Source organism: Shimia sp. R9_2, from assembly GCF_017743735.1.
GTDB lineage: Bacteria > Pseudomonadota > Alphaproteobacteria > Rhodobacterales > Rhodobacteraceae > Shimia.
The window spans coordinates 234,676-257,176 of sequence record NZ_JAGHRO010000004.1; the positions used below are offsets into that span (position 1 = coordinate 234,676).

General features: G+C 58.6%; 16 protein-coding genes and 3 tRNA genes. 6 read left to right on the forward strand and 13 right to left on the reverse strand.

From position 1 onward, the window contains the following. Nucleotides 1-126: 126 nt before the first annotated feature. Nucleotides 127-1,254 (reverse strand): peptide chain release factor 2, encoded by a 1,128-nt coding sequence (gene prfB, locus J7400_RS12080; RefSeq protein WP_209063510.1) that lies wholly within the window; start codon nt 1,252-1,254, stop codon nt 127-129. A gap of 214 nt (nt 1,255-1,468) precedes the next feature. On the opposite strand from prfB, the gene J7400_RS12085 reads away from it, so the two are divergent. Beyond that, a complete protein-coding gene (locus J7400_RS12085; protein WP_209063512.1) occupies nt 1,469-3,298 on the forward strand; it encodes a sensor domain-containing diguanylate cyclase in 1,830 nt (609 codons plus the stop codon). A 417-nt stretch (nt 3,299-3,715) separates the two neighbouring features. After that, a complete protein-coding gene (locus tag J7400_RS12090; protein ID WP_209063514.1) occupies nt 3,716-4,831 on the forward strand; it encodes a Hint domain-containing protein in 1,116 nt (371 codons plus the stop codon). An 86-nt stretch (nt 4,832-4,917) separates the two neighbouring features. Here the strand turns inward: J7400_RS12090 and J7400_RS12095 are convergent, their stop codons facing one another. From J7400_RS12095 to J7400_RS12115, 5 genes are all read right to left on the reverse strand, one after another. After that, nucleotides 4,918-7,473, reverse strand: a complete 2,556-nt coding sequence (locus J7400_RS12095) for a PBP1A family penicillin-binding protein (protein ID WP_209063516.1) — start codon at nt 7,471-7,473, stop codon at nt 4,918-4,920. Nucleotides 7,474-7,712: 239 nt separating this feature from the next. After that, nucleotides 7,713-8,561, reverse strand: a complete 849-nt coding sequence (locus J7400_RS12100) for a hypothetical protein (RefSeq protein WP_209063518.1) — start codon at nt 8,559-8,561, stop codon at nt 7,713-7,715. Between the two features lie 33 nt (nt 8,562-8,594). Continuing rightward, on the reverse strand, nt 8,595-9,026 hold the full coding sequence (locus J7400_RS12105; RefSeq protein ID WP_209063519.1) for an NUDIX hydrolase: 432 nt from the start codon (nt 9,024-9,026) through the stop codon (nt 8,595-8,597). A gap of 149 nt (nt 9,027-9,175) precedes the next feature. Continuing rightward, nucleotides 9,176-10,438 (reverse strand): N-acetylmuramoyl-L-alanine amidase, encoded by a 1,263-nt coding sequence (locus J7400_RS12110; RefSeq protein ID WP_209063521.1) that lies wholly within the window; start codon nt 10,436-10,438, stop codon nt 9,176-9,178. A gap of 188 nt (nt 10,439-10,626) precedes the next feature. Then, nucleotides 10,627-11,778 carry an aminotransferase class I/II-fold pyridoxal phosphate-dependent enzyme gene (locus J7400_RS12115; RefSeq protein WP_209063523.1) on the reverse strand — a complete coding sequence of 384 codons (1,152 nt, stop codon included), beginning with the start codon at nt 11,776-11,778 and terminating at the stop codon, nt 10,627-10,629. 41 nt (nt 11,779-11,819) lie between these two features. Here J7400_RS12115 and J7400_RS12120 point away from each other — a divergent pair, with 41 nt between their 5' ends. Together J7400_RS12120 and J7400_RS12125 are read left to right on the forward strand one after the other, a co-directional pair. Next, nucleotides 11,820-13,166, forward strand: a complete 1,347-nt coding sequence (locus tag J7400_RS12120) for a M48 family metalloprotease (protein ID WP_209063525.1) — start codon at nt 11,820-11,822, stop codon at nt 13,164-13,166. 14 nt (nt 13,167-13,180) lie between these two features. Beyond that, the gene (locus J7400_RS12125; RefSeq protein WP_209063527.1) at nt 13,181-13,927 is read left to right on the forward strand and encodes a DsbA family protein; all 747 of its coding nucleotides are present in this window, start codon (nt 13,181-13,183) and stop codon (nt 13,925-13,927) included. Between the two features lie 203 nt (nt 13,928-14,130). On the opposite strand, the gene ispG is transcribed toward J7400_RS12125, so the two are convergent. From ispG to hemA, 3 genes are all read right to left on the reverse strand, one after another. After that, nucleotides 14,131-15,261, reverse strand: a complete 1,131-nt coding sequence (gene ispG / locus J7400_RS12130) for a flavodoxin-dependent (E)-4-hydroxy-3-methylbut-2-enyl-diphosphate synthase (protein ID WP_209063529.1) — start codon at nt 15,259-15,261, stop codon at nt 14,131-14,133. Nucleotides 15,262-15,428: 167 nt separating this feature from the next. Then, entirely contained in the window at nt 15,429-16,637 is a 1,209-nt protein-coding gene (locus J7400_RS12135) for a helix-turn-helix domain-containing protein (RefSeq protein ID WP_209063531.1), read from the reverse strand. 111 nt (nt 16,638-16,748) lie between these two features. Further along, entirely contained in the window at nt 16,749-17,972 is a 1,224-nt protein-coding gene (hemA, locus tag J7400_RS12140) for a 5-aminolevulinate synthase (RefSeq protein WP_209063533.1), read from the reverse strand. 224 nt (nt 17,973-18,196) lie between these two features. Here hemA and J7400_RS12145 point away from each other — a divergent pair, with 224 nt between their 5' ends. Beyond that, nucleotides 18,197-19,579 carry a M20/M25/M40 family metallo-hydrolase gene (locus J7400_RS12145; protein ID WP_209063535.1) on the forward strand — a complete coding sequence of 461 codons (1,383 nt, stop codon included), beginning with the start codon at nt 18,197-18,199 and terminating at the stop codon, nt 19,577-19,579. A 139-nt stretch (nt 19,580-19,718) separates the two neighbouring features. Here the strand turns inward: J7400_RS12145 and J7400_RS12150 are convergent. Together J7400_RS12150 and J7400_RS12155 are read right to left on the reverse strand one after the other, a co-directional pair. Next, nucleotides 19,719-19,795 (reverse strand) — tRNA-Asp (locus tag J7400_RS12150). A gap of 66 nt (nt 19,796-19,861) precedes the next feature. Continuing rightward, nucleotides 19,862-19,938 (reverse strand) — tRNA-Asp (locus tag J7400_RS12155). A 225-nt stretch (nt 19,939-20,163) separates the two neighbouring features. Here J7400_RS12155 and J7400_RS12160 point away from each other — a divergent pair. Next, nucleotides 20,164-20,355: a hypothetical protein gene (locus tag J7400_RS12160; protein ID WP_209063537.1), complete on the forward strand. Its 192-nt coding sequence runs from the start codon at nt 20,164-20,166 to the stop codon at nt 20,353-20,355. Nucleotides 20,356-20,437: 82 nt separating this feature from the next. On the opposite strand, the gene J7400_RS12165 is transcribed toward J7400_RS12160, so the two are convergent. Together J7400_RS12165 and J7400_RS12170 are read right to left on the reverse strand one after the other, a co-directional pair. After that, nucleotides 20,438-22,096 (reverse strand): DMT family transporter, encoded by a 1,659-nt coding sequence (locus tag J7400_RS12165; protein WP_209063539.1) that lies wholly within the window; start codon nt 22,094-22,096, stop codon nt 20,438-20,440. Nucleotides 22,097-22,419: 323 nt separating this feature from the next. Beyond that, nucleotides 22,420-22,495: transfer RNA gene (locus J7400_RS12170), tRNA-Val, on the reverse strand. Between the last annotated feature and the right edge of the window lie 6 nt (nt 22,496-22,501).

A 22,501-nucleotide genomic window follows, 5' to 3' on the forward strand; every position in this document is an offset into this window, starting at 1 on the left:
GGCGCACCCTCAAAGGACACGCCGTCTTCTCATTCCTCAAATATCCTGGGGTGGCCACCGCTTGCGGTGGCAGAGGCAACGCCCCTCCTTTCCCGCTCAGCGCAGCTCACGCCCGCAAGGTCAGGCTCAGTCGTCCGCCTGCGCGTCCGCGCGGCTCATGCCCGCCACATCCATCGCCAGAGTGGCCGCCATAAACCCGTCCAGATCGCCATCAAGCACGCCTTTGGTGTCGCTGGTCTCATGGCTGGTGCGCAGGTCTTTCACCATCTGGTAGGGCTGCAACACATAGGAACGGATCTGGTTGCCCCAACCCGCGTCACCTTTGGCCTCATGCGCCGCGTTGATGTCGGCGTTCCGACGGTCCAGCTCCATCTGATACAGCCGCGATTTCAGCGCTTTCATGGCGATGTCACGGTTCTGGTGCTGCGATTTTTCCGAGCTGGTCACCACAATGCCTGTCGGCATGTGGGTGATCCGCACCGCAGAGTCCGTGGTGTTCACGTGCTGACCACCGGCACCGGAGGAGCGATAGGTGTCCACACGGATGTCGGCCGGGTTCACTTCGATCTCGATGTTGTCATCCACTACCGGATAGACCCAGACCGAGCTGAAAGACGTGTGGCGCTTGGCAGCGCTGTCATAAGGCGAAATCCGCACCAGACGGTGCACACCGCTTTCGGATTTCAGCCAGCCATAGGCATTGTGCCCGGAGATCTTGTAGGCGGCGGATTTGATGCCCGCCTCTTCGCCCGCGGTCTCAGACTGCAGCTCAACCTTATAGCCCTTTTTCTCCGCCCAGCGCACATACATCCGCGCCAGCATCGAGGCCCAGTCACAGCTCTCCGTGCCACCCGCGCCAGAGTTGATCTCAAGGAAAGTGTCATTGCCATCCGCCTCGCCATCCAGCAACGCTTCCAGCTCTTTCTCCGCAGCCTTCTCCGCCAGCGCCTTCAGCGCCGCTTCGGCCTCGGCCACAACCTCATCATCCTCTTCCATCTCGCCAAGCTCGATCAGCTCGACGTTGTCAGAGAGTTCGGTTTCGATGGATTTCACCGTGTCCATGGCGTCCACCAGCAACTGACGCTCGCGCATCAGCTTCTGCGCGCCCTCGGCGTCATTCCAGAGGTCCGGATCCTCCACCCGCGCGTTGAATTCCTCCAAGCGATAGGCAGCCGTTTCCCAATCCATACGCTGGCGCAAAAGGGTCAGGGATTTCTCGATCTCTGTAACTGTGTTCTGAGCGTCCGCGCGCATGTTCTTAGCCTCATTCCGGTTCAGATCAGGGTGATAGCGTAGAGCCGCTAGGGGGGCAAGGTGGCAGGCGTGTCATGGGCCAATTGCAGCGCCTAGCCGATAAAATCCCCACCTGTTTTGCAACAAATTGTCGGTTGAAAGCCGGAGCGGGTTTTACCGAACACTTAACCTTTCTTGCGACACTCGCCCCGAACCTCACTCTAGGACCACCCCTATGCGCACGCTCGCCAAGATCTCTTTCACCGCCCTTTTTGGCCTCTCCGGGGCTGCTGCCGCCCTGTTTGGCGTGATGCAGGTCTCTGTGCCCATCGTTGAGAAACTGATGGAGGCCGACCTGCGCAAACAGTCAGAGCTCTGGCACCGCCGCGTGGTCCTGCATCTTGATGACCCGTCCCGCACCTTCCTGTATGGAGAGCTGACAAGCGACAACATCACCTATTTCGAACTTCTCCCCGAAGCTTCCGATGTGTACCGCTTCAAAATCTATGACACCGAGGGCACTGTGGTCTGGTCCACTCGCCCCGGAGAAAGAGGTCTGTCGGACGCGGATACCTTCCCCGCAGATGAAATCATGCAAGGGATCACCTCCTACCGTCGCGAGCAAAAACCTGCCTCTGAGATTGACGGGCTGGCTCTACATGCCCTGTCAGAAGATGTCGCAACGCATGAGGTGGCGGAACTCTATGAACCGGTTATTTCCAACGGCCGGGTGATCGGGGCGCTTGAATTTTACACCGACATCACCGATGTGCGCAAAAGCTTCCTGTTCCGCGTCCGTGTACTGCTCACCGCGCTCACCACGCTGGCCATTGCCACGGTCAGCATCGTGGCCGTGCTGCTTTATCGCGCCAATCGCCGCCAGTATCAGACCCTCACCAACCGCAGCGCCAAAGAAAAAGATCTGCTGAACGAACAGCTCAAGCTGGCGCGAAACGTCAAACTGCTGGGCGAGCTGAACGAATGGCTGCAATCCAGCCGCTCTCTGGAAGAGCTGTTTGATATGGTCAAACGCTTCATGACCCACATCCTGCCGGATTCTGAGGGCAGCATTTACGTCTATTCCAACTCCCGCGATGTTCTGGATGGCTGGGCCAGCTGGAACGGTGGTGAGCACAAGGATCACATTCATCCCGATGAATGCTGGGGCCTGCGCCGTGGCCGCACCTATGAATTTGGCGACAGCGAAATCAACTTCACCTGCTCCCATGCTGAGCCCCACAACGACCACCCCTATTTCTGCTTCCCCATTCTGGCGCATGGCGAAACCGTTGGCCTGCTGCATCTGCGCGCCAAGAGCGCAGACGCCGAGGTGTTTCACGCCAACCGCGATCTGGCGCAGATGTGCTCGGAACAGATCTCCATGGCGATTGCCAATGTGCGCATGCGCGACGAGCTGCATGACCAATCAGTGCGCGACCCGCTCACCGGCCTGTTCAACCGCCGCCATATGAATGAAACCCTGCGCAAAACCATCAGCGACAGCCAGCGCAGCACGGACCCGTTCTCTGTGGTGGCGATCGACGTGGACCACTTCAAGAAGTTCAACGACACCCACGGCCATGACGCAGGCGACATGGTGCTGCGCGCGGTTGGCTCGGTGCTGCAGCAGGATTGTGACCGCGACGATGTGGCCTGCCGCCCCGGCGGCGAAGAATTCACCGTGGTTCTGCCAAACAGCGATCTTGAAACCGCTCAAGAGCGCGCCGAAACCCTGCGCCGCGCGGTGGAGAATATCAAAGTGCGTTATGGCGAAAAGACCTTGCCGCGCATCACCATCTCAGTCGGCATCGCAACCTATCCGGCGCATGGCACCCTGCCGCAGATGCTGCTGCGCAGCGCGGACGACGCGCTCTATCAGGCCAAAGCGCAGGGCCGCAACCGCGTGGTGGTGGCGGACGCGCTGGAAACCGGCGAACACGAAGGCGAACTTTGGGAAAAGACCATGCCCACCGCCCTGCCCGCCGCCGCTCCGGACACGCCAACATCTGAGGACACCCCCCCAGAAGATCGGGCAGAAGACGCCCCCAAGAAAAAAGCCAGCTAAAACAACAGCGGCTCTGCCCCGGCAGGGCCGTTTCTTCTTGTGCGATCAGCGCCTTACAGCCGCGCACTCAAGGCGCATTACTGACCACCCAGCGTCATTGCGCACGCGACACAATCCTTCCCGGATCACCACCCTCTTCAGCGCTGCATGGACCCCAAGCCCGCGCCCGTCCTGGCCTCCTGCAAGGGCGGCTTACCTGCGTTTGCAGGGTCGACTAACACGCCATGCGGTCTCGCTAAAAATGTGCTACAATCGCCATGGCATGCGCCTCAAATTATCTAAATTTCGCCCGAATTGATTAGTAGTTTTTTCCCAGAAACCGAGGAGAACCTCAGGTTTTTGAGAATTTTGGTTAACAGGCACCCTTGTTGAGAAGCGACAAAGATCGGGTGTCTGCCCTGTGAGAAGTGTTTTTAGATGCCTAGTTTTAGTATCGTCGGGGGGAACTCCACGACGTTCACGGATACGACGCCCAATGGCGGTTTCGTCATTGATTTTGTGCGGCTCGACAACAGCCTGAATGTGCAGATCAACGGGGTTAATCTGTTTGTCGGCGGCCCCGGTGGCGCGGCAACGGAGCTGCAATTTCAGACCGCTGCGACCGCTGGCCAGACCGTCAGATTTGCCGATGGCGACCGCTACGCCAGCGACACGCCAGAAATCTGGCAGCTCAACGGCACCGCCGCAAACCCCATCTTCCGGCTGCAGGTGGACCCGGACGGCACGGTCACGCTTTCTGGTGTGAAGTCCAACGGCGGCGCGCTGGAGCCGCTGGAGCTCTTCAACGGGCTCTCTGTGAACTCCGCAGCGGTGGCCGCCGCGTGGAACGACAGCGGCTCAAACACAATTGTCGTGGATCAGATCGTCACCGGCCCCACAAACGCCAGCGGCGAATTTGTCGATGTGCCCTGCTTCACCACCGGCACATTGATTGACACCCTGTTTGGTCCCAAGCCAATTGAAAGCCTGCAGGTGGGCGACATGGTCCTGACCTATGATTGTGATTATGAACCGATCCGCTGGATTGGCTCGCGCAAGGTCACCGCGGCGCAGCTGCGTGCCATGCCCAAGCTTAAGCCGATCCTGATCCGCGCCAACGCGCTGGGGCTGGGATACCCGAAACAGGATTTGCAGGTCTCCCCGCAGCACCGCCTTCTGGTGTCCTCAAAGGTTGCCATGCGCATGTTCGGCTCCAAAGACGTGCTGATCCCCGCGCAAAAACTGCTGCCGATGGATGGCATTGAGGTGGTGGGCGACACCACGGAGGGTCTGGAGTATTGGCATATCCTGTTTGACAGCCATCAGGTGGTCTGGTCCAACGGTGCGCCCTCAGAAAGCCTTTACACCGGCCCGCAGGCGCTCAAGGCACTATCCCCTGAGGGCCGCGCGGAAATCCAAAGCCTGTTCCCAGAGATTTGCCAACCGGACTTCAAGCCTATTTCGGCCCGGCACATTCCGGAAAAAGGCAAGCAGGTCAAAAAGATGATCGAGCGGCATCAGGCCAACAACAAGCCTTTGTACTGCCACTTCTGAGCGCTGCACTGCCGCCAGTGCGGCCCCTGCTTCAGCGTTCGAAGAAGAGCCTCAAGCAACGCCCCCGATCAACGGGGGCGCTGAACTTAGTAGAGCCCGCCGGAACTCACCGTACCAAAGTCGGCTTTCGGGCCGACAATGCCGGTGCCCCCTGAGGAGGTGGTCACCTCACGGCCCTGCGACGTGGCAACCTCTTCCACCAGCGGCAGGTTCTGCCCCATGGCAAAGCCACCGTCATAGGTGATGCCAAACACCGGTTCCTCGCCATCACGGAAGTACTCCGCCACCACATTTGTGCCGCTCGCGTCCCCATCCAGACGCGCGCCGGTGTAGCGGTCGATCTTGATGAAATGGCCACCGGGCGGCACCCGGAACTTGCCACCGCCGTATTTCTGGATCGCCTCTTCCATGAACTCCTGGAACACAGGACCACAGGTGGTGCCGCCAAAGGCCCCACGGCCCAGCGGACGCGGACGGTCATGGCCGATATAACAGCCTGCCACGATGTTGCTGGTGAAGCCAACAAACCAGACGTCTTTGGCCTCATTGGTGGTGCCGGTCTTACCGGCCACTGGCACCGGCAGTTTGATCTGACTGCTGGCGGTGCCACGTGTGACCACGCCTTCCATCATCGAGGTCAGCTGATAAGCGGTCACCGCATCCATCACGCGCTCGCGGTTGGTCACGATGCGCGGGCCACGGGTGGCCGGGATCGTCGCATCGAGACAATCGGTACACTCGCGCTGGTCGTGGCGATAGATGGTCTTGCCGTAGCGGTCCTGCACCCTGTCGACCAGCGTGGGTTCCACCCGCTCGCCGCCATTGGCAAACATCGCATAGGCCGCCACGATCTGATAAAGCGTGGTCTCATCCGCCCCCAGCGAGTTCGCCAGAAACGGCCCCATGTCTTCATAAACACCAAAGCGCTCCGCATAGCGCGCCACGGTCTCCATCCCCACCTCTTGCGCCAGACGGATGGTCATCAGGTTCCGGCTCTGCTCGATGCCTGTGCGCATCGGCGTCGGGCCATAGAACTTGTTGGTGGAGTTTTTCGGACGCCACACCCCCTGCGGGGTGTCGATCTCAATCGGCGCGTCAATCACGATGGTCGCAGGCGAATACCCGCTATCAAGTGCAGAGGCATAGACAAACGGCTTGAAGCTGGAGCCCGGCTGCCGCTTGGCCTGTGTGGCGCGGTTAAACACCGTGTCCTGATAGCTGAAGCCGCCCTGCATGGCGATCACGCGGCCGTTGTTCACGTCCATCGCCATAAAGCCGCCCTGCACCTCCGGCACCTGCCGCAGGGACCAGCGCACGAACTCGCCGGTGTCATCTTTGGTGATCGCGCGCACCAGCACCACATCGCCCACGGAGACCAGATCCCCGGCCACCCGCGCCTGACGGCCCAGCGAGCCATCCGCCTGACGCTTGCGCGCCCAGGTCACGTCATTGGCGGCAATCCAGTGACCGTCCTCATCATCCTCGATGCCTTCGATCCCGATGCGCGCGTCATTGTTGCCAACCCGAAGCACCACGGCCGGATACCACTGCCCCTCAAGGTCCACATCCCGTGGCAGAGAGACCTCCGCCAGCGCCCCGCGCCATGCGATCTCATCTTCCAGAAGGCCCGCGTCAATCACTTGCCCCGTGCCGCGCCAGACACCGCGGCTGCGGTCATATTTCTCAAGCGCGCGGCGCAGCGCCTTGGCGGCAACCTTCTGCATCTCAGGGTCTTCGGTGGAGCGCACGGTCATACCGCCAGAGAAAAACTCGTCTTCGCCAAAATCCCGGCTCAGCTGACGGCGGATCTCATCGGTGAAGTAATCCCGTGGCGGCAGGGTCGATTTGAAGCTTGCATAGTCGCCGTTCTGCACCGAGCGCAGCGGCAGCTCCTTTTCGGCCTCATAGACGGCCTGTGTTATGTACCCGTTCTCCGCCATCTCGCGCAGCGTATTGTTGCGCCAGAAAATCGCGACCTCTTGGTCACGCACCGGATGTCGGTTTGACGGCGATTTGGGCAAAGACGCGAGATAAGCCGCCTCATGCGGGGCCAATTGCTCCAACGTCTTGTTGAAATAGGTCTGCGCGGCGGCAGCCACGCCGTAGGAATTCTGTCCGAGGAAAATCTCATTCAGATAGAGCTCAAGGATTTGATCCTTGCTCAATGTCTCTTCGACACGGGTGGCCAGAATGATCTCTTTGATCTTACGCTCAATGCGCCGGCTGCCATCAAGCAAGAAGTTCTTCATCACCTGCTGGGTGATCGTAGAGGCCCCGCGCACATTGGACCCCCGGCTTTGCACAGCCTCCACAGCCGCCGCTGCAATCCCGCGGGCATCATACCCCGAGTGGTGATAAAAGTTCTTATCTTCTGCAGAGATAAAGGCCTCTTTGACCAGATCCGGGATCTCCTCGGCCGGCACAAACAGACGCCGCTCCTTGGCGAACTCGTCAATGATATGGCCTTCACCGGAATAGATCCTGCTGATGGTCGGCGGTTTGTACTGCGCCAGGCTTTCATGGCTTGGCAGCTCTTGGCCATAGATCCAGAACACCGCCCCAATGGAGAGCGCCACAACGGCCAGCCCCATGGTAACAAAGGTGAAAATGGTTCCAAAGAAAGACAGGATAAATCGTATCACGCCGAAGGCCTTTTAAGTCGGGTCTGCTAGCCTCTCTATATAGAGGCCCGGGAGGCGGGTCAAAACACCTCTCCGTTTCAACGCGCGAATATGCGCTGCGTCAACGGGCGGGATTTCGCAGATTGCCACGATCCGCGCCCGAACCGAGGGGCAGGAAGCAAAGCGCCCGCCCCGTGGGGGCGGTTCGGGCGCTGCCAAAGCAGGGCTTTGGCATCTGCAGCAGAACTCAATAACTGATGTCAGTAGCGTGCCTTCATCAAGTCAATAATTTCAAAGCGATGAACGATTGGCTTACGCCTGCATTTGTTCATCAGCTCCCAGTACATTCCTTTAGCGATCGGGTCCGATAGAGAGGCCGGAACACTAAAGCTATAGGCGGGATGCGGTAGATCATCCCTAAAATGATGAGATCTCAGAAACTCTTCTTCTAGGTACTCAAAAATAGCCCAACAAATGTTATTCAGGTACTCTGCTATTTGGCTTGAATGATACACGAACACATCATCAAAGAAGCACTCGTAGAAAGGTTCAACTGCTAGATAAGCAGCGTCTAGACTAACATCATAACCCGCTGTCTTTAAAAGCCTATCTAGCTTGCCTACATTCCGTGACAGACGTCCCAAGTGATGTTTGGAAATGTCACCACACATCTTGAGGTACTCAATTCTCGTAACCTTCAAGTCGGCCACAATATCTATTGAGCAGAGATGTACATCTTCCTTAACAAAGGATCCTCTGAGCCACCCAGAAAACTCGTCAACGGCCTCGCGCAAATTGGTCGTATCCGCACCAAATTTAGGTTCACTGCAAACATCACTAAGATGGACTAAGAACGTTCGGTCAATAACATTGACGGAATGTGGAATGCGCTTCAATCCCAAGGGCGGATGACTCTTCCCATCGCCGACTACTGGCGACAAGAAATCATTTAAGAGGATCGAAAATAGTCGATGATGCAAGGAGCTCTCAAATAAGAGGTTTCCTACTTGAGCCCCTTCAAACTTAACAAAATTCCCCCAATTCACCATATCATCAATCATGGTCCAAGCCGAGTTGAGGACAACTATTTCGCGCTCATCTTGGTTCACTCTTAGAACCCCTAAATCAATGATCCCCGCGCCTCACCCAGCGTCGCGCTGCTCCAGATACTCCGCCAGACGCGTTTTCATATTGGGCACCGCATTGGCCATCCGCAGATAGCGGGAAACATCCCACATGCGCCAAGCCTGTCCTTCCTCCCCCAGCCGCAGCCGGTTGATATCCAGATCCGGCACCTCAGCGACAAAGAACCACGTCACCACCTCGCCCTGCCGGCCTGAGGCATAGCGCCGCCGATAGGTCAGCGCCTCTTCATCGAGCCGCAGTCCCAGCTCTTCGCGCAGTTCGCGCAACGCGCAAGCCTCCGGGCTTTCCCCCTTCTCACGCCCGCCGCCGGGGAAATCCCACATGTTCGGGAAGGGAATATCCGCCGTGTCATCGCGCAGGATCGAGACCAGCTGATCGCCTTTCAAAATGGCCAGCTTGGCCCCCTCAAAATCGGTAAATTCGCGCATCGCAGCCCGCTCTTATGTTCAACTACCCCAGCCTATCACTCGACGGGCTTCTGCCCGGAAAGGAAAGCCGCACGCCTTCAAATCTCCGTGCATGGGCAAAGCTTCGCCGATCCGCCCTGCCGCGTCCAGCCCGTTCACTGCCGCGCCGCTCACTGCCGGACCAACGCCCGCGCCGCCTTGTCGTCCTCCACCCAGGCCATCAGCCCGTCACGCAAGCCCGCCGCCATCGCCGCGCGCCAGCCCGGATCCTGCAGATTGGCCAGATCACGTTGCGATGACATAAAGCCCAGCTCCACCAGAACCGAGGGCACATCCGCCGCCTTAAGGACAGAAAAAGCCCCTTCCCTCATCGGCTTACGATTCAAAGTTACGGTGCTTTCCTTCAGCGCATCCACCAAGGAGCGCGCCAGCCTGTCGGTGCGCGGCTCGGTCTCCATACGCGCCAGATCAAGCAGCACATCGGTCACCTCATCATCCGCACCGGACAGATCCACACCGGAGAGGATATCCGCCCGGTCATGGCGCTCCGCCAGCAGGGCTGAGGCCGCATCGCTGGCATCGTCAGACAGGGTGTAGATCGTAGCCCCCTTGGCATTGCCCTGGCTCAGACTGTCGGCATGCAGCGACAAAAACACATCCACCTGATGCTGATGCGCCAGCGCGACGCGGCGCTCCAGCGAGACAAATTCATCCGCATCCCGCGTCATCACCACCTCAAAGCCACCCGAACGGCGCAGAAGATCCCGCAGCTCGCGCGCAAACAGCAGCATCAGGTCTTTCTCCTGCGTCTCGCCCCGCTCCGCCCCCGGATCAATCCCGCCATGGCCCGGATCAATCATCACTTTGGTTGGCGCCCAATCCGGCCGTGCCTCAGGCGCAGGCTCCGTGGCCGGGGCCGGCAGATCCCAGCGCGGATCATAAGGCGCCCCTGCCTCTGCGGCAAACGCAGCCGCCTCGGTTGGGGTCAGCAGCAGCGACAGGCGTGCGCGCCCCGTGGCCTCCGCCACCGACATCTCAGCGCTTTGCACCTTCAACGGCGCAGCCAGATCCAGCACCATGCGGCTCCAGCCCGGGCGATAGGCCCCAAAGCGCACCGCCTCGACCCCTTCGGCAGCCCCAAGCTCGGCCGCCTCAAGCTGCCCCCAGTCAATCTCGCGGAAATCCAGCACCACGCGGCGCGGCGCATCCAGCGTGAACACCCGCCAGGGCACCCCCTGGCTCAGGCTCAACTCCAACGCCGCGGCCCCGCGGCGTGCGTCAGACAGGCCGCTTTGCGCCACATCCAGCCGTGCCAGCGCCGAGAAGCCCTCTTCCTGCGCAGCCCCTGCCACCGGTGCCAGACACACAGTCAGCGCCAAAGCCGCCCCACGTGCCAAAGCCTGAATGCCGCCCGCTCTCTTGCCAAAAATCATGCTCGTCTCACCGCTCTTGCGCGTTCTTGTTGGCCAGAGCCTACACCAGCCGCGCGCCGCTCGCCACGACAGACTTGCGCAGCTCACGCGGCCTTCCTCTTGCCGAAAATATCCCGGGGTGAATTGGCCCGAAGGGGCAAGAGGGGCTGGCCCCTCCCTGCCCGTTCGATACCTTAATTCAGGCGATGCTAAACCGCCCCGCGCGCCGCCATGAAGCGTTGCAAGCGCGCCAAGCCTTCCGCGATGTCCTCTGTGCTGCGCGCATAAGAAAAGCGCAGCGTCTGATGCCCGCGCACGGGATCAAAATCGAGCCCCGGCGTCACCGCGACTCCGGCCTGCTCCAGGATCTCCTGCGCAAAGGCGCGGCTGTCGTTGGTGTAATCGCTCACATCCACATAGACATAAAACGCCCCGTCCGGTGGCGCGAATTTGGAAAAGCCCGCTTTGGGCAGTCCCTCGATCATCATGGCGCGGTTGGCGCGGTAGACCGCCATATTGGCTTCCAGCTCGTCGTGACAATCCATCGCCGCCAATGCTGCCACCTGACTTGCGTGTGGCGCGCAAATAAACATGTTCTGCGCCAGCCGCTCCACCTTGCGCACGTGGTCCTCCGGCACCACCATCCAGCCCACACGCCAGCCGGTCATGCTGAAATATTTGGAGAATGAGTTGATCACATAGCACTCATCGGTCAGCTCCAGCGCGGTGACCGCTTTGGCCTCATACTCAATGCCGTGATAGATCTCATCGCTGATGAAGGCGGCGTCTTTCTCCTGACAGAGGTCAATCAGCGCCTCCATCGCGGCTGTGTCGAGCATCGTGCCTGTGGGGTTGGCCGGAGAGGCCACCATCAGCCCCTCAAAATCCATTGCGCGCAGATCCTCAGGCACCGGCTGCAGGCGGTTCTGCGGTGCGGTCTGGATATCCAGTGGCTCAAGGCTCAGCGCTTTGAGGATCTGGCGGTAGCTCGGATAGCCCGGCGCGCCAATCGCCACACGTTCGCCCGCGTCAAACAGCGCAGAAAACGCCAGCACAAACGCCCCCGAAGAGCCCGGCGTCACGATCACACGGTTGGGGTTCAGATCCACATTGTACCAGTCGCCATAAAGCTTGGCGATGCGCGCACGCAGCTCCGGAATGCCCAAGGCCACCGTATAGCCAAGCGCGCCTTGCTCCATCTGTTGGCTCAGCGCATGGCGCGCGGCTTGCGGCGCGGCGGTGCCCGGCTGGCCCACTTCCATATGTATGATGTGGCGTCCGGCTTCCTCGGCCTGACGCGCCGCTTCCATCACATCCATCACAATGAAGGGATCAACCGCCCCACGTCTTGAGTTCCGCATGAATTTGTTCCCTAGTGTCGCTCATGAGGTTTCACCGCGAAATGACGGCGCCGTCAATCACCGCTTTGCGCATCCATGCCGTCACTCTGGTGACGCTGCTTGCCCTGTTGATCACCACCCCGATGGCCCGGGCGGTTTCGCTGATCCGCGACCCGGATATCGAATACGCCCTGAGCAGAATGGCCGCCCCCATTCTGACGGCTGCGGGCCTTGGTGGTAACGTCAAAATCCTTCTGGTGAACGACAACAGCCTCAACGCCTTTGTTGTTGATCCGCAACATATTTTCATCCACACCGGCATGATCATGCGGATGGAAACGCCGGAGATGCTGCAGGCGGTGATCGCCCATGAGGCGGCCCATATCGCCAACGGTCACCTGACCCGCCGCATCGCCAACCTTGATTCGGCACGCAATGCTTCAACCCTTGGTTTGGCCCTTGCGCTGGCTGCCGCTGCGGCGTCGGGCCGCGGCGATGTCGCCGCCGGTGTCGCGCTTGGCACCCAAAGCTCTGCCCTTCGGCAATTTCTCGCCCACACACGGGCAGAAGAAGCCTCCGCCGACCAATCCGCCGTGCGCTACATGGCCTCTGCCGGGATCGACCCTGCGGGCGCTGTCGATGTGCACCAGCTCTTTGTTGGCCAGGAGCTGCTGAATGTCTCCCGCCAGGATCCTTACATGCGTTCCCACCCACTGTCGCGTGACCGGGTGCGCGCCATGGAACGCTTTGTCGCCGCCTACACCGGCAAAAGCCGCCCGCAGCCGGAAATGGACTATTGGTACGACCGGGCGCGCTCCAAGATCACCGCGTTCATGCGCCCGACCAAATGGACCTTGCAACGCGCCAGTGAAAGCCGCGCTGACGACGTGCGCCACATGCGCCTTGCGGTGGCCTATCATCGCCAGCAGAACAGCTCTGAGGCGCTGGCCCATATCAACAAGGCCATCGCGCTGCGCCCCAATGATGCCTTCTACTACGAACTCAAAGGCCAGATCCTGCTGGAAAGCCGCCAGTTCCAAAGCGCGGTGACCGCCTATCGCAAGGCCGCAGAGCTTGAACCGCGCAATCCGCTGATCCTTGGCGGGCTGGGGCGCTCCTTGTTGACGGTGAACCGCCCCAAAGAGGCGCTCAAACATCTGGAGAATGCGCGGGCGCGTGACTTCCGCAATGCCAAGCTGCTTCGCGATCTCGGCTCCGCCTATGCCCAGACCGGCCAGCCCGGCATGGCCTCTCTGGCCACGGCAGAGCGCTATGCCCTTGCCAACCGCCTCAAAGATGCCGACATACACGCCCAACGCGCCCTGACCCGCCTGCCGCGCGGATCAAGCGCCGCACGCCGTGCTCAAGACATCGTGTCCGCTGCAAAGCGTGCCCAAAAGAAAAAGTGATGGAGAAACCCCAGATGAAACACCTTTTCGCCCCCGCCCTCGTCGCCCTCGGGCTCAGCGCCACCTCTGCGATGGCCTTTGACATCGACAGCATGTCTGAAGAAGAGCGCGGCGCGTTTCGCGATGAAATCCGCGCCTACCTGCTCGAAAACCCCGAAGTGATCATGGAGGCCGTCGCCATCCTTCAGGCGCGTCAGGAGCAGACGCAGGAGCAGGATGACCTCGCGCTGGTCGCGGCCAACACCGAGCGCCTGTTCAACGACGGCTACAGCTGGGAAGGTGGCAACCCTGCGGGCGACATCACGCTGGTGGAATTTGTCGACTACCGCTGCGGCTACTGCCGTAAGGCGCATGACGAGGTGGCAGAGCTGATCAAATCTGACGGCAACATCCGCTTCATCGTCAAAGAATACCCGATCCTGGGCGAAGCTTCCGAGCTGAGCTCCCGCTTTGCCATCGCCGTGAAGCAGAAGCTGGGCAATGAGTCCTACAAGCTGGCCCATGACGCGCTGATCAAAATGCGCGGTGACGTGACCGAGCGCTCCCTGACCCGCCTGTCCAAAGGCCTCGGCTTTGACGCCGCCCCGCTGCTTGCGCATATGAACAGCGACGAGGTCACTGAGGAGATCATGACCACCCGCCTGCTCGCACGTGACATGCGGATCACCGGCACGCCCTCCTTTGTGATGCAAGACGAGATGCTGCGCGGCTACGTTCCACTGGAAGGCATGCGCTCCATCGTGGCTGACAAACGCGGCTAATCCGCCCTGCCTTCTTTCCAAAAACAAAAGCAGCGGCCCGGCCGCTGCTTTTTTTGTGGTGCAGTGTTGCGCAACGTGCGGCGCGTTAAACCGCCAAAATCGCGATTTTGCGCCTACGCAATACCGTAGGGATACCGACGCGATACCGACGTCCCGTTTTGGCCCCGTCTGGCGCCGTTAACCTTTGGCGCAAAAATCGGAACTTATTCCGCAGCCTCTGCTGCGGCCTTCGCCGCTTCCAGCTCTGCCGCCTTGGCTTCCACCTGCTCAACGATATGTTCCACCATATCGTCGTTGGACATCCGGTGGCTCTGCTTCCCGGCAAGATAGACCATGCCGTTGCCATTGCCGCCACCGGTCCAGCCCACGTCGGTCATCAGCGCCTCACCCGGACCGTTCACAACGCAGCCAATGATCGACAGGCTCATCGGCGTGTGAATATGCGCGAGCCTTTCTTCCAATGTTTCCACGGTCTTAATCACATCAAACCCTTGGCGGGCGCAGCTTGGGCAGCTGATGATATTGACCCCACGGTGACGCAGGCCAAGGCTTTTGAGGATCTCAAAGCCGACCTTCACCTCTTCCACCGGATCGGCACTCAGGCTCACGCGCAGGGTGTCGCCGATCCCCATCCACAGTAGTTGGCCAAGGCCAATCGCGGATTTGATCGTGCCGCTGACAAAGCCGCCCGCCTCGGTGATGCCAAGGTGGATCGGCGCATCTGTCGCGTCCGCAAGCAGCTGATAGGCGGCTGCCGACATAAAGACATCAGAGGCTTTCACCGAGATTTTGAACTCGTGAAAATCGTTATCTTGCAAGATCTTAATATGGTCGAGACCACTCTCCACCATCGCATCCGGGCACGGCTCACCATATTTTTCCAAAAGGTGTTTCTCAAGGCTGCCGGCATTCACCCCGATACGGATAGAGCACCCGTGATCCTTGGCCGCCGCAATCACCTCTTTGACGCGCTTCTCATCACCGATGTTGCCCGGATTGATCCGCAGGCAGGCCGCACCGGCCTCCGCCGCCTCAATCGCACGTTTGTAGTGGAAGTGAATATCCGCCACGATCGGCACAGGGCTTTCTTTTGTGATTTCTTTCAAGGCCTTGGTGGCAGCCTCATCAGGTGCTGAGATACGGACGATATCCGCTCCGGCCTCTGCTGCGGCCAGCACTTGCCCCAAGGTGGCCTTCACATCACCGCTGTCGGTGTTGGTCATGGTCTGCACCGCAATCGGGGCATCGCCGCCCACAGGCACATTGCCCACCATGATCTGGCGCGACTTGCGTCGCTCGATATTACGCCAAGGGCGAATGTGGTTCATCGACATGGCAGGCCCCCTCATCAGAGCATGGAAACAGCTTTCTGCCTATCTAGTCGCTCTGCACAGTCGGGGCAATGCACGATAAAGAAAAGCGCAGCCCAAGCTGCGCTCTGCCGATGTTATACCGCTGAAAAGTCAGAGGATTTTGCGACGTTTTGGCGGCGGCGGGGCGCTTATTCTTCGCCCACCACCACATCGGTTGCTGCCGCCAGAGCGACAATACGGGCCAACTCCGGATCGTCATCCAGATCCGCAACCTGATACCCCTCTTTCAGAGCATCCATCGCCAGCGGCAGATCGCGCGCAACACTGGTGCCTTCACCAGCTGGTCCGTAGATTTCGCCGTTGAGTTTGAAGTAAACAGAGCCGCTCATGCCCGCGCGCAGGATTGGCGCTTCTTCGGTGGCGGGCAGCACATATTCCTCACCGGCGTTGAGAATTTTCTCAAACAGCACCGTGCCATCCGCGCCGCGCACGCGCACCCAAGCCGGGCGCACCGCCATCACAACGATTTCCGGTGCTTCTTCCTCAACCACAATCGGGATCGGGCGATCTTCTTCGGGCACCACAGCTGCGACCAGCTCCGGCACTTCCGGCGTGAACACACCGATGTTGTCCGGGTTCAGCTGGGAAATCGGCGCATCACGCGCCACCAGCACAGGAACATCCAAGGCCTGAGGGCGATAGAGACGGTCCAGCGCCTCAGATGGCGCAAACACGCCTGCCCCGGCTTCCGCAAGTTCTGCGCCTTCAAGATCATCGCCATCATTAGCCGCACGGGCTGCGCCTTCCAGCGGGTCCAGATCACTCAGCACAACAGGCGTCTGCTCCACCGGGGCCAAAGTCACCCGTTGAATTTCATTGAGCACCGACCAGCCGCCATAGCCAATCCCTGCAATCAGCGCGAGCAAGACCACCGATGATCCGATGGCACGCAGCTCTATACGGGACAGCAGGGATTCCTGGATCGGTGTGAAGGGGGCATTGGCACCAGAGAACGGATCACTTGACACAATAGGTGCCGCCTTCTCCGTTTTGCGCGCGCCGGAGGCCTCCGCAGACATGCCATGCGCGGTGGTGAAACCGCTTTCTGCGCAGAAGGTGTCAAACGCCTGCTCAGGGTCCATGCCGAGGTAACGTGCGTAAGAGCGCACATAACCCGCAATAAAGCCCGGCGTTTCAAAAGCGGATGGATCGCAGTTTTCGATGGCAGCGACGTAACTTGCGCGTATTCGGAGCTCGCGTTGTACATCCAGCAGCGACTTGCCCAAAGTCGCCCGTTCGCCCCGCATCATATCGCCTAGGCTCACGGCAAAGTCGTCGTAACCTTTCGGTCCCTCGGATACCTCTTCGGTATCGCGCTTGGATCTGCGCCCGATCATCCCAAATGCCTCGTTTAGCAACGCCGGTCCGTTCTTCCCCCGATTCGGACCGATCCCCTTGTTAAACAATACTATACCATATGTGGTATAATTGAGAACAATATGTGTTGGTTAACCTGCCAGGTCGGCACGATTCAGCGCACAGTGACTCCAGAGTGCATCCAAAGCATGCACAAGCGCATCAATCTCTTTCGGACCATGCACAGGCGACGGCGTGAAACGCAGGCGTTCTGTGCCGCGCGGAACCGTCGGGAAATTGATCGGCTGCACGTAAATTCCATAGTCTTCAAGCAGGTGATCAGACAGGATTTTGGTGTGCACCGGATTGCCCACAATCACAGGCACAATATGGCTGCCATGATCGATGATCGGCAGGCCCAGACCTTTCAGGCGTAGCTTCAGGATCTTTGCTTGCGTCTGGTGACGTTCGCGCAGCGCCTGATCGGTTTTCAGATGCGCAACAGAGGCCGCAGCACCGGCTGCCACAGCAGGCGGCAGAGATGTTGTAAAGATAAAGCCTGGCGCATAAGACCTTACGGCGTCACACATTTTTTCGGATGCGGCGATGTAGCCACCCATCACGCCATAGGCTTTGGCAAGGGTGCCGTTGATGATGTCGATGCGATGGGCAAGGTTGTCACGCTCGGTCACGCCACCGCCGCGCGGGCCGTACATGCCGACCGCGTGCACCTCATCAATGTAGGTCAGCGCGCCAAATTCATCCGCCAGATCACAGAGCGCCTCGATCGGGCCAAAATCACCATCCATGGAGTAGACAGATTCAAAGGCGATCAGCTTGGGCGCTGCCGGATCATCGGCCTCAAGCAGGCTGCGCAGGTGGTCCACATCATTGTGCTTGAAAATACGCTTCGCCCCGCCGTTGCGACGCACACCTTCGATCATGGAGGCGTGGTTCAATTCGTCGGAATATATGATTAACCCCGGGAAGAGTTTTGGCAAAGTACTTAAAGTTGCATCGTTTGCGATGTAGGCGCTGGTGAAAAGCAGTGCCGATTCTTTGCCATGCAGATCCGCCAGCTCCGCCTCAAGGCGTTTGTGATAGACGGTCGTGCCGGAGATATTGCGGGTGCCGCCAGAGCCTGCACCGGTGGCATCAACAGCCTCGTGCATCGCCTCCAGCACCACAGGGTTCTGCCCCATGCCGAGATAGTCGTTGCCACACCACACGGTGATCGGGCGCTGGGTGCCGTCTGGACGGGTCCATGTGGCATGCGGGAAATGACCTTGCTGACGTTCGATATCAATGAACGTGCGATAGCGCCCTTCTTCGTGCAAACGATTGAGAGCGTCATCTAGCTTTGCAGTGTAATCCACAGTGGCTTTCCTTTTTCCCGGCCAGATCATCACGGGGATGGAACTGACTGAATATTAGAGCTGTTCTAAACCTCAACAGCGTCTTGGGCAATGGGTAGCAAACTGACAAAGTGTAGCACTTTGATATCGATCAATGTGTTAACGCACCGCTCTGGACACCCCAGATTCGAATGTTACGGTTTGCGCAAATCGCTGCACCCGTGGCGCATAGAAAAGGAGTTCCCATGACACTTGATCCAGTCCTCTCCCGGATTGACGCAAATATGCCTGAGGCCATCGAGCGTTTGTTCGATTTGCTGCGCATCAAGTCGATCTCAACCGATCCGGCTTTTGATGCGGATGTCGAAGCCGCCGCCGACTGGCTGGTGAAAGATCTGCAAAGCCTTGGCATCGCAGCAGAAAAGCGCATGACCACAGGCCATCCAATGGTCGTAGGCCATGTGGACGGCCCCAGCGACGACAGCCCCCATATCCTGTTTTACGGTCACTATGATGTTCAGCCGGTGGACCCGCTGGAACTCTGGGACCGCGATCCATTTGATCCAGCACTTGAAGACACTGACGCAGGCCAAGTGATCCGTGCCCGCGGCGCTTCTGATGACAAAGGTCAGCTGATGACCTTCGTGGAAGCCTGCCGCGCCTGGATCGCAGAACATGGCGCCCTGCCCTGCAAAATCACGTTCCTGTTTGAGGGCGAAGAAGAATCAGGCTCGCCAAGCCTTGTGCCCTTCCTGCAGGAAAACGCCGAAGAGCTGAGCTGTGACATCGCGCTGATCTGTGACACCGGCCTGTTTGAAAGCGCCGTGCCTGCGATCACCACCATGCTGCGGGGCCTCTTGGGCGAAGACTTCACCATCACCGGCCCATCGCGCGACCTGCACTCGGGCATGTACGGCGGCATCGCGATGAACCCGATCCGCGTGCTGAGCAAAATCCTTGCGAGCCTGCATGATGAAACCGGCGCAGTGACGCTGGACGGGTTTTATGACGATGTGCCCGAACTGCCTGACGACATCCGCGCGCAGTGGCAGGGGCTGAACTTTGACCATGCCACCTATCTGGGAGATGTGGGCCTGAAGGCACCGGCTGGCGAGCAGGACCGCACACCGTTGGAGCAAATCTGGTCCCGCCCGACATGTGATGTGAATGGCATCTGGGGCGGCTACACCGGAGATGGCTTTAAAACGGTTCTGCCCTCTCAGGCCTCTGCAAAGCTGTCGTTCCGTCTGGTCGGCCAGCAAGATCCGGACAAAATCCGCGCCGCCTTCCGTAGCTATCTGGAGAGCAATCTGCCTGAGGGCTTCACCGTGGAGTATCGCACCGAGAAAGGCTCTGGTGCCTCCCACATGTCCATTGACGATCCGGCGTTTGAAAAAGCCCGCAGCGCACTGAGCGACGAATGGCCCCGGCCTGCCGCCTATGTGGGCTGTGGCGGCTCGATTCCGATCGCAGGCTACTTCAAAGAGATTCTCGACATGGATTCGATGCTGATCGGCTTTGGCCGCGATGATGACCAGATCCATTCTCCCAACGAAAAATATGATGTGGAGAGCTTTCACAAAGGCACCCGCTCCTGGGCGCGAATCCTTGAAGCGCTCACACGATAAGACACTAGAAACATGCAAGAATCAGAAACGCGCCCCTTGGGCGCGTTTTTTCTGTGGCGGGCTAAAAACGGCGCAACAAGGCGCAGATAATGCGCACTTAGAAGCGACCAAATCAACCAACTTTTGAGGGAGGAAGAAGTGGCGCGGTTGACGGGGCTCGAACCCGCGACCCCCGGCGTGACAGGCCGGTACTCTAACCAACTGAGCTACAACCGCGCATATATCTTCGCCTTTCGGCATGACCCTTTGCCCGAAGGCACCCAAGGTCGGGGCTGGCAGCGGTGGCGCGGTTGACGGGGCTCGAACCCGCGACCCCCGGCGTGACAGGCCGGTACTCTAACCAACTGAGCTACAACCGCTCGCTGCTCGCTGTTTGGCGTGTGCCCCTCAGCGTGTGGTGGGGTTTATGCTGAGCGCTTAGGCGCGTCAAGCGGATATCCGCACGAAAATCGAAGAAATTTCACAAGCCCCTGCCAACCCGTATTTTTTCCGTTATGCACGACGTCGGGTTCGCTTTGAGCAATGACGGTTTTGTGATTAGATAGGCGCACTCGATTCAATTGCTTTTTGAAGGACAAAACAAAATGAAACCGATTTATGCTGCCCTTTGCATCGCCGGCCTGACCCTTGCAGCTTGTGGCCAACAAGAAGAGCCGGCCCCGATCACTGTACAGCCAAGCTTTGACAAAGCAGGCGACGCAAGCTGCCCAGGTGGCTATGAGCTGCAGAGCACCGAAACCGGCGCGCTGATCTGCTCCCCAATCGTCGCAGGCTAATTCAGAGCCAAGACGTGTTTCACACCTTAAAGCGGCCCTCTGGGGCCGCTTTTTTGTTGAATTGCCCTGTGTGAACTTTGTTTCAGCGCCCCAGAAAAACGTTGGTCAGCCCGTCACGCTCAAAGGCAAGAACAATCTGCGTCAAGAAAACCACTACAATTGTGAGTCCCGCCACACGCCTGTCCCAAACACGTGACCGCATCGTAGGCGCAGACGGGGCAACGATCCTGCGCAACGTTTCGCCTAAACCGGCCCCAGCCCCGGTACTGATAAGCATCGCAAGATAGACCAGAGCGGGCACCGTGATGAAGGTAACTATGTCACCGGCAAATCCCTTGGCGCGAAAAAACACAACGCTAACACACCCCATCAAACTCAGCGCCCAAAGCACAATCAACTCGCCATGAGAAACTGGTCGACTGAGCTTCACGCGTAGTGTTAGCAGCCCTTTGCGCAAATCCGCTTGCTCAGGGCGCAACCTTTTGAGCAGCGCTGCAAACATGCGATCCAACCTATACTGCCTTGGCTCCGCAAGGATATCTTCCAACGCCTCAACACCCGCGGCATCTAATGTGGGAGCGACATCGACCAAAACCGTTTCCAGTTCTTGCCGCCTTGAAAACTGCCGCCCCAATACAAAACCGGTCAGTATCCCGAATATTCCAAGTGGTAGACTTAACAACTCAACCAAACTTGAATTGGGGAAATAGTCCCTGATCGGAACCGAGGGTATCAAATGAACGATCGTCCCTGCGACGCAAAGCGACAAGAACACCGCAACATAAGCCGGACCTTCGTCAGCTTTGACATGCAGCAACAGATTCGCCGAGAGAATGAAAAGCCCACCTAATACGAGTGTTTCCGAAATCTGGTCCAATCCAAATAACCAAAGCCAGAACACCGCAATCAAGGGTGTGAGATACCAGAACAGGATAATCTCAGACCGTTTACTACGCGCTAGTGCCTCGCTGTAGGCGGCCGATCCCGTGGAGACCACAAATGCGCCCGTCAGCACAACATAAATCCAAAACTCCGTACCGACGCTTGCGATCCTTTCCCAAGGTTGAAAGACCAAAAGCAACAAAACAAAAAATGCGCTACTGCATGCCTTTGTGGGGATGTTCACAACAATCGCTGCATCTGTGATTCCCTTGATGTTGCCCACAATAAGGCGAGATTTTACATGTAGCGCGACACTTATTGCCATGGCCACAGCAGACCCCATCGCTGAAAGCGCCCCCCGCCAAGGTTCAGAAGCGACTTGGGGGTCCGCGTCATAAGCCTGCCCTGCCCAAACCACCAGCGCCAATCCCAGCATCGCCACGAGGCCAAGGACAAAACTGCGCTGAGATAACGTGTCGAAATGATCCCGCAACAAAATCGAAGTTCCGATCATTCCAAACAACGGCCAAATCTCAAAAATCACCGTCGCGTTGGTACGACTTACAAACAGAAAGGCATAGAAAAGCAAGGAGTGGCTCGCCAAGTTCAAGGCCGCATCCAGAAGAATATAGAGGCGCAAATCTGCGTTCGTGCGAAGCTCTTGCAGAACCAATCGAATGTTTTGGCCCCCTCGCGAACGCACGCGCACAAGCAGCACAAAAGTTACAAAAGACACCACATGCGCAAACCCGATGAACAGCAACGGTGGCATTGACCGGATGCCCAAAGCGCCCATAAGGGGGAATAGGCTATAGGCCAAGATGGACAGCCCCATCAGAAACAAGGGTGATGCCAGCACTCTTTACCTCGCGTACTACCCACTTTTGAAACCCTGTAATCCAGCTCCATATTGTTTGGCAGGAAAGCCTGTCAGCGAACGTAAACGCAAGGTTTTATTGCAAAAACGCAAGAGAGACTCAGGTGAATAGATGCGACCACGTGAAGGGCGTGGGGACTACGCAACGACCTATAGGCACATCTCACACCTGAAAATATGCAAGATGCTGCTGAAGGGCTCGGCTTTATGAACATTCGGAAGCGGAGTTAGGTTAAGTGAACTTAGGAACACTTCGCAAACCCACCGTGTTGGTAGAACTTTTCGAGCTTTTTCATGAGGTTGGATGGTGGGTCGTGAGAGGCTCGAACTCCCGACATCTTCGGTGTAAACGAAGCGCTCTACCAACTGAGCTAACGACCCGGTGAG

Coding starts and splice junctions, on each gene's coding strand:
- J7400_RS12120 (WP_209063525.1), top strand. CDS start 11,820: ATGACGGCGCCGTCAATCACCGCTTTGCGCATCCATGCCGTCACTCTG.
- J7400_RS12145 (WP_209063535.1), top strand. CDS start 18,197: ATGACACTTGATCCAGTCCTCTCCCGGATTGACGCAAATATGCCTGAG.
- J7400_RS12090 (WP_209063514.1), top strand. CDS start 3,716: ATGCCTAGTTTTAGTATCGTCGGGGGGAACTCCACGACGTTCACGGAT.
- J7400_RS12135 (WP_209063531.1), bottom strand. CDS start 16,637: ATGATCGGGCGCAGATCCAAGCGCGATACCGAAGAGGTATCCGAGGGA.
- J7400_RS12085 (WP_209063512.1), top strand. CDS start 1,469: ATGCGCACGCTCGCCAAGATCTCTTTCACCGCCCTTTTTGGCCTCTCC.
- ispG (WP_209063529.1), bottom strand. CDS start 15,261: ATGTCGATGAACCACATTCGCCCTTGGCGTAATATCGAGCGACGCAAG.
- prfB (WP_209063510.1), bottom strand. CDS start 1,254: ATGCGCGCGGACGCTCAGAACACAGTTACAGAGATCGAGAAATCCCTG.
- J7400_RS12105 (WP_209063519.1), bottom strand. CDS start 9,026: ATGCGCGAATTTACCGATTTTGAGGGGGCCAAGCTGGCCATTTTGAAA.
- J7400_RS12110 (WP_209063521.1), bottom strand. CDS start 10,438: ATGATTTTTGGCAAGAGAGCGGGCGGCATTCAGGCTTTGGCACGTGGG.
- J7400_RS12115 (WP_209063523.1), bottom strand. CDS start 11,778: ATGCGGAACTCAAGACGTGGGGCGGTTGATCCCTTCATTGTGATGGAT.
- J7400_RS12125 (WP_209063527.1), top strand. CDS start 13,181: ATGAAACACCTTTTCGCCCCCGCCCTCGTCGCCCTCGGGCTCAGCGCC.
- J7400_RS12160 (WP_209063537.1), top strand. CDS start 20,164: ATGAAACCGATTTATGCTGCCCTTTGCATCGCCGGCCTGACCCTTGCA.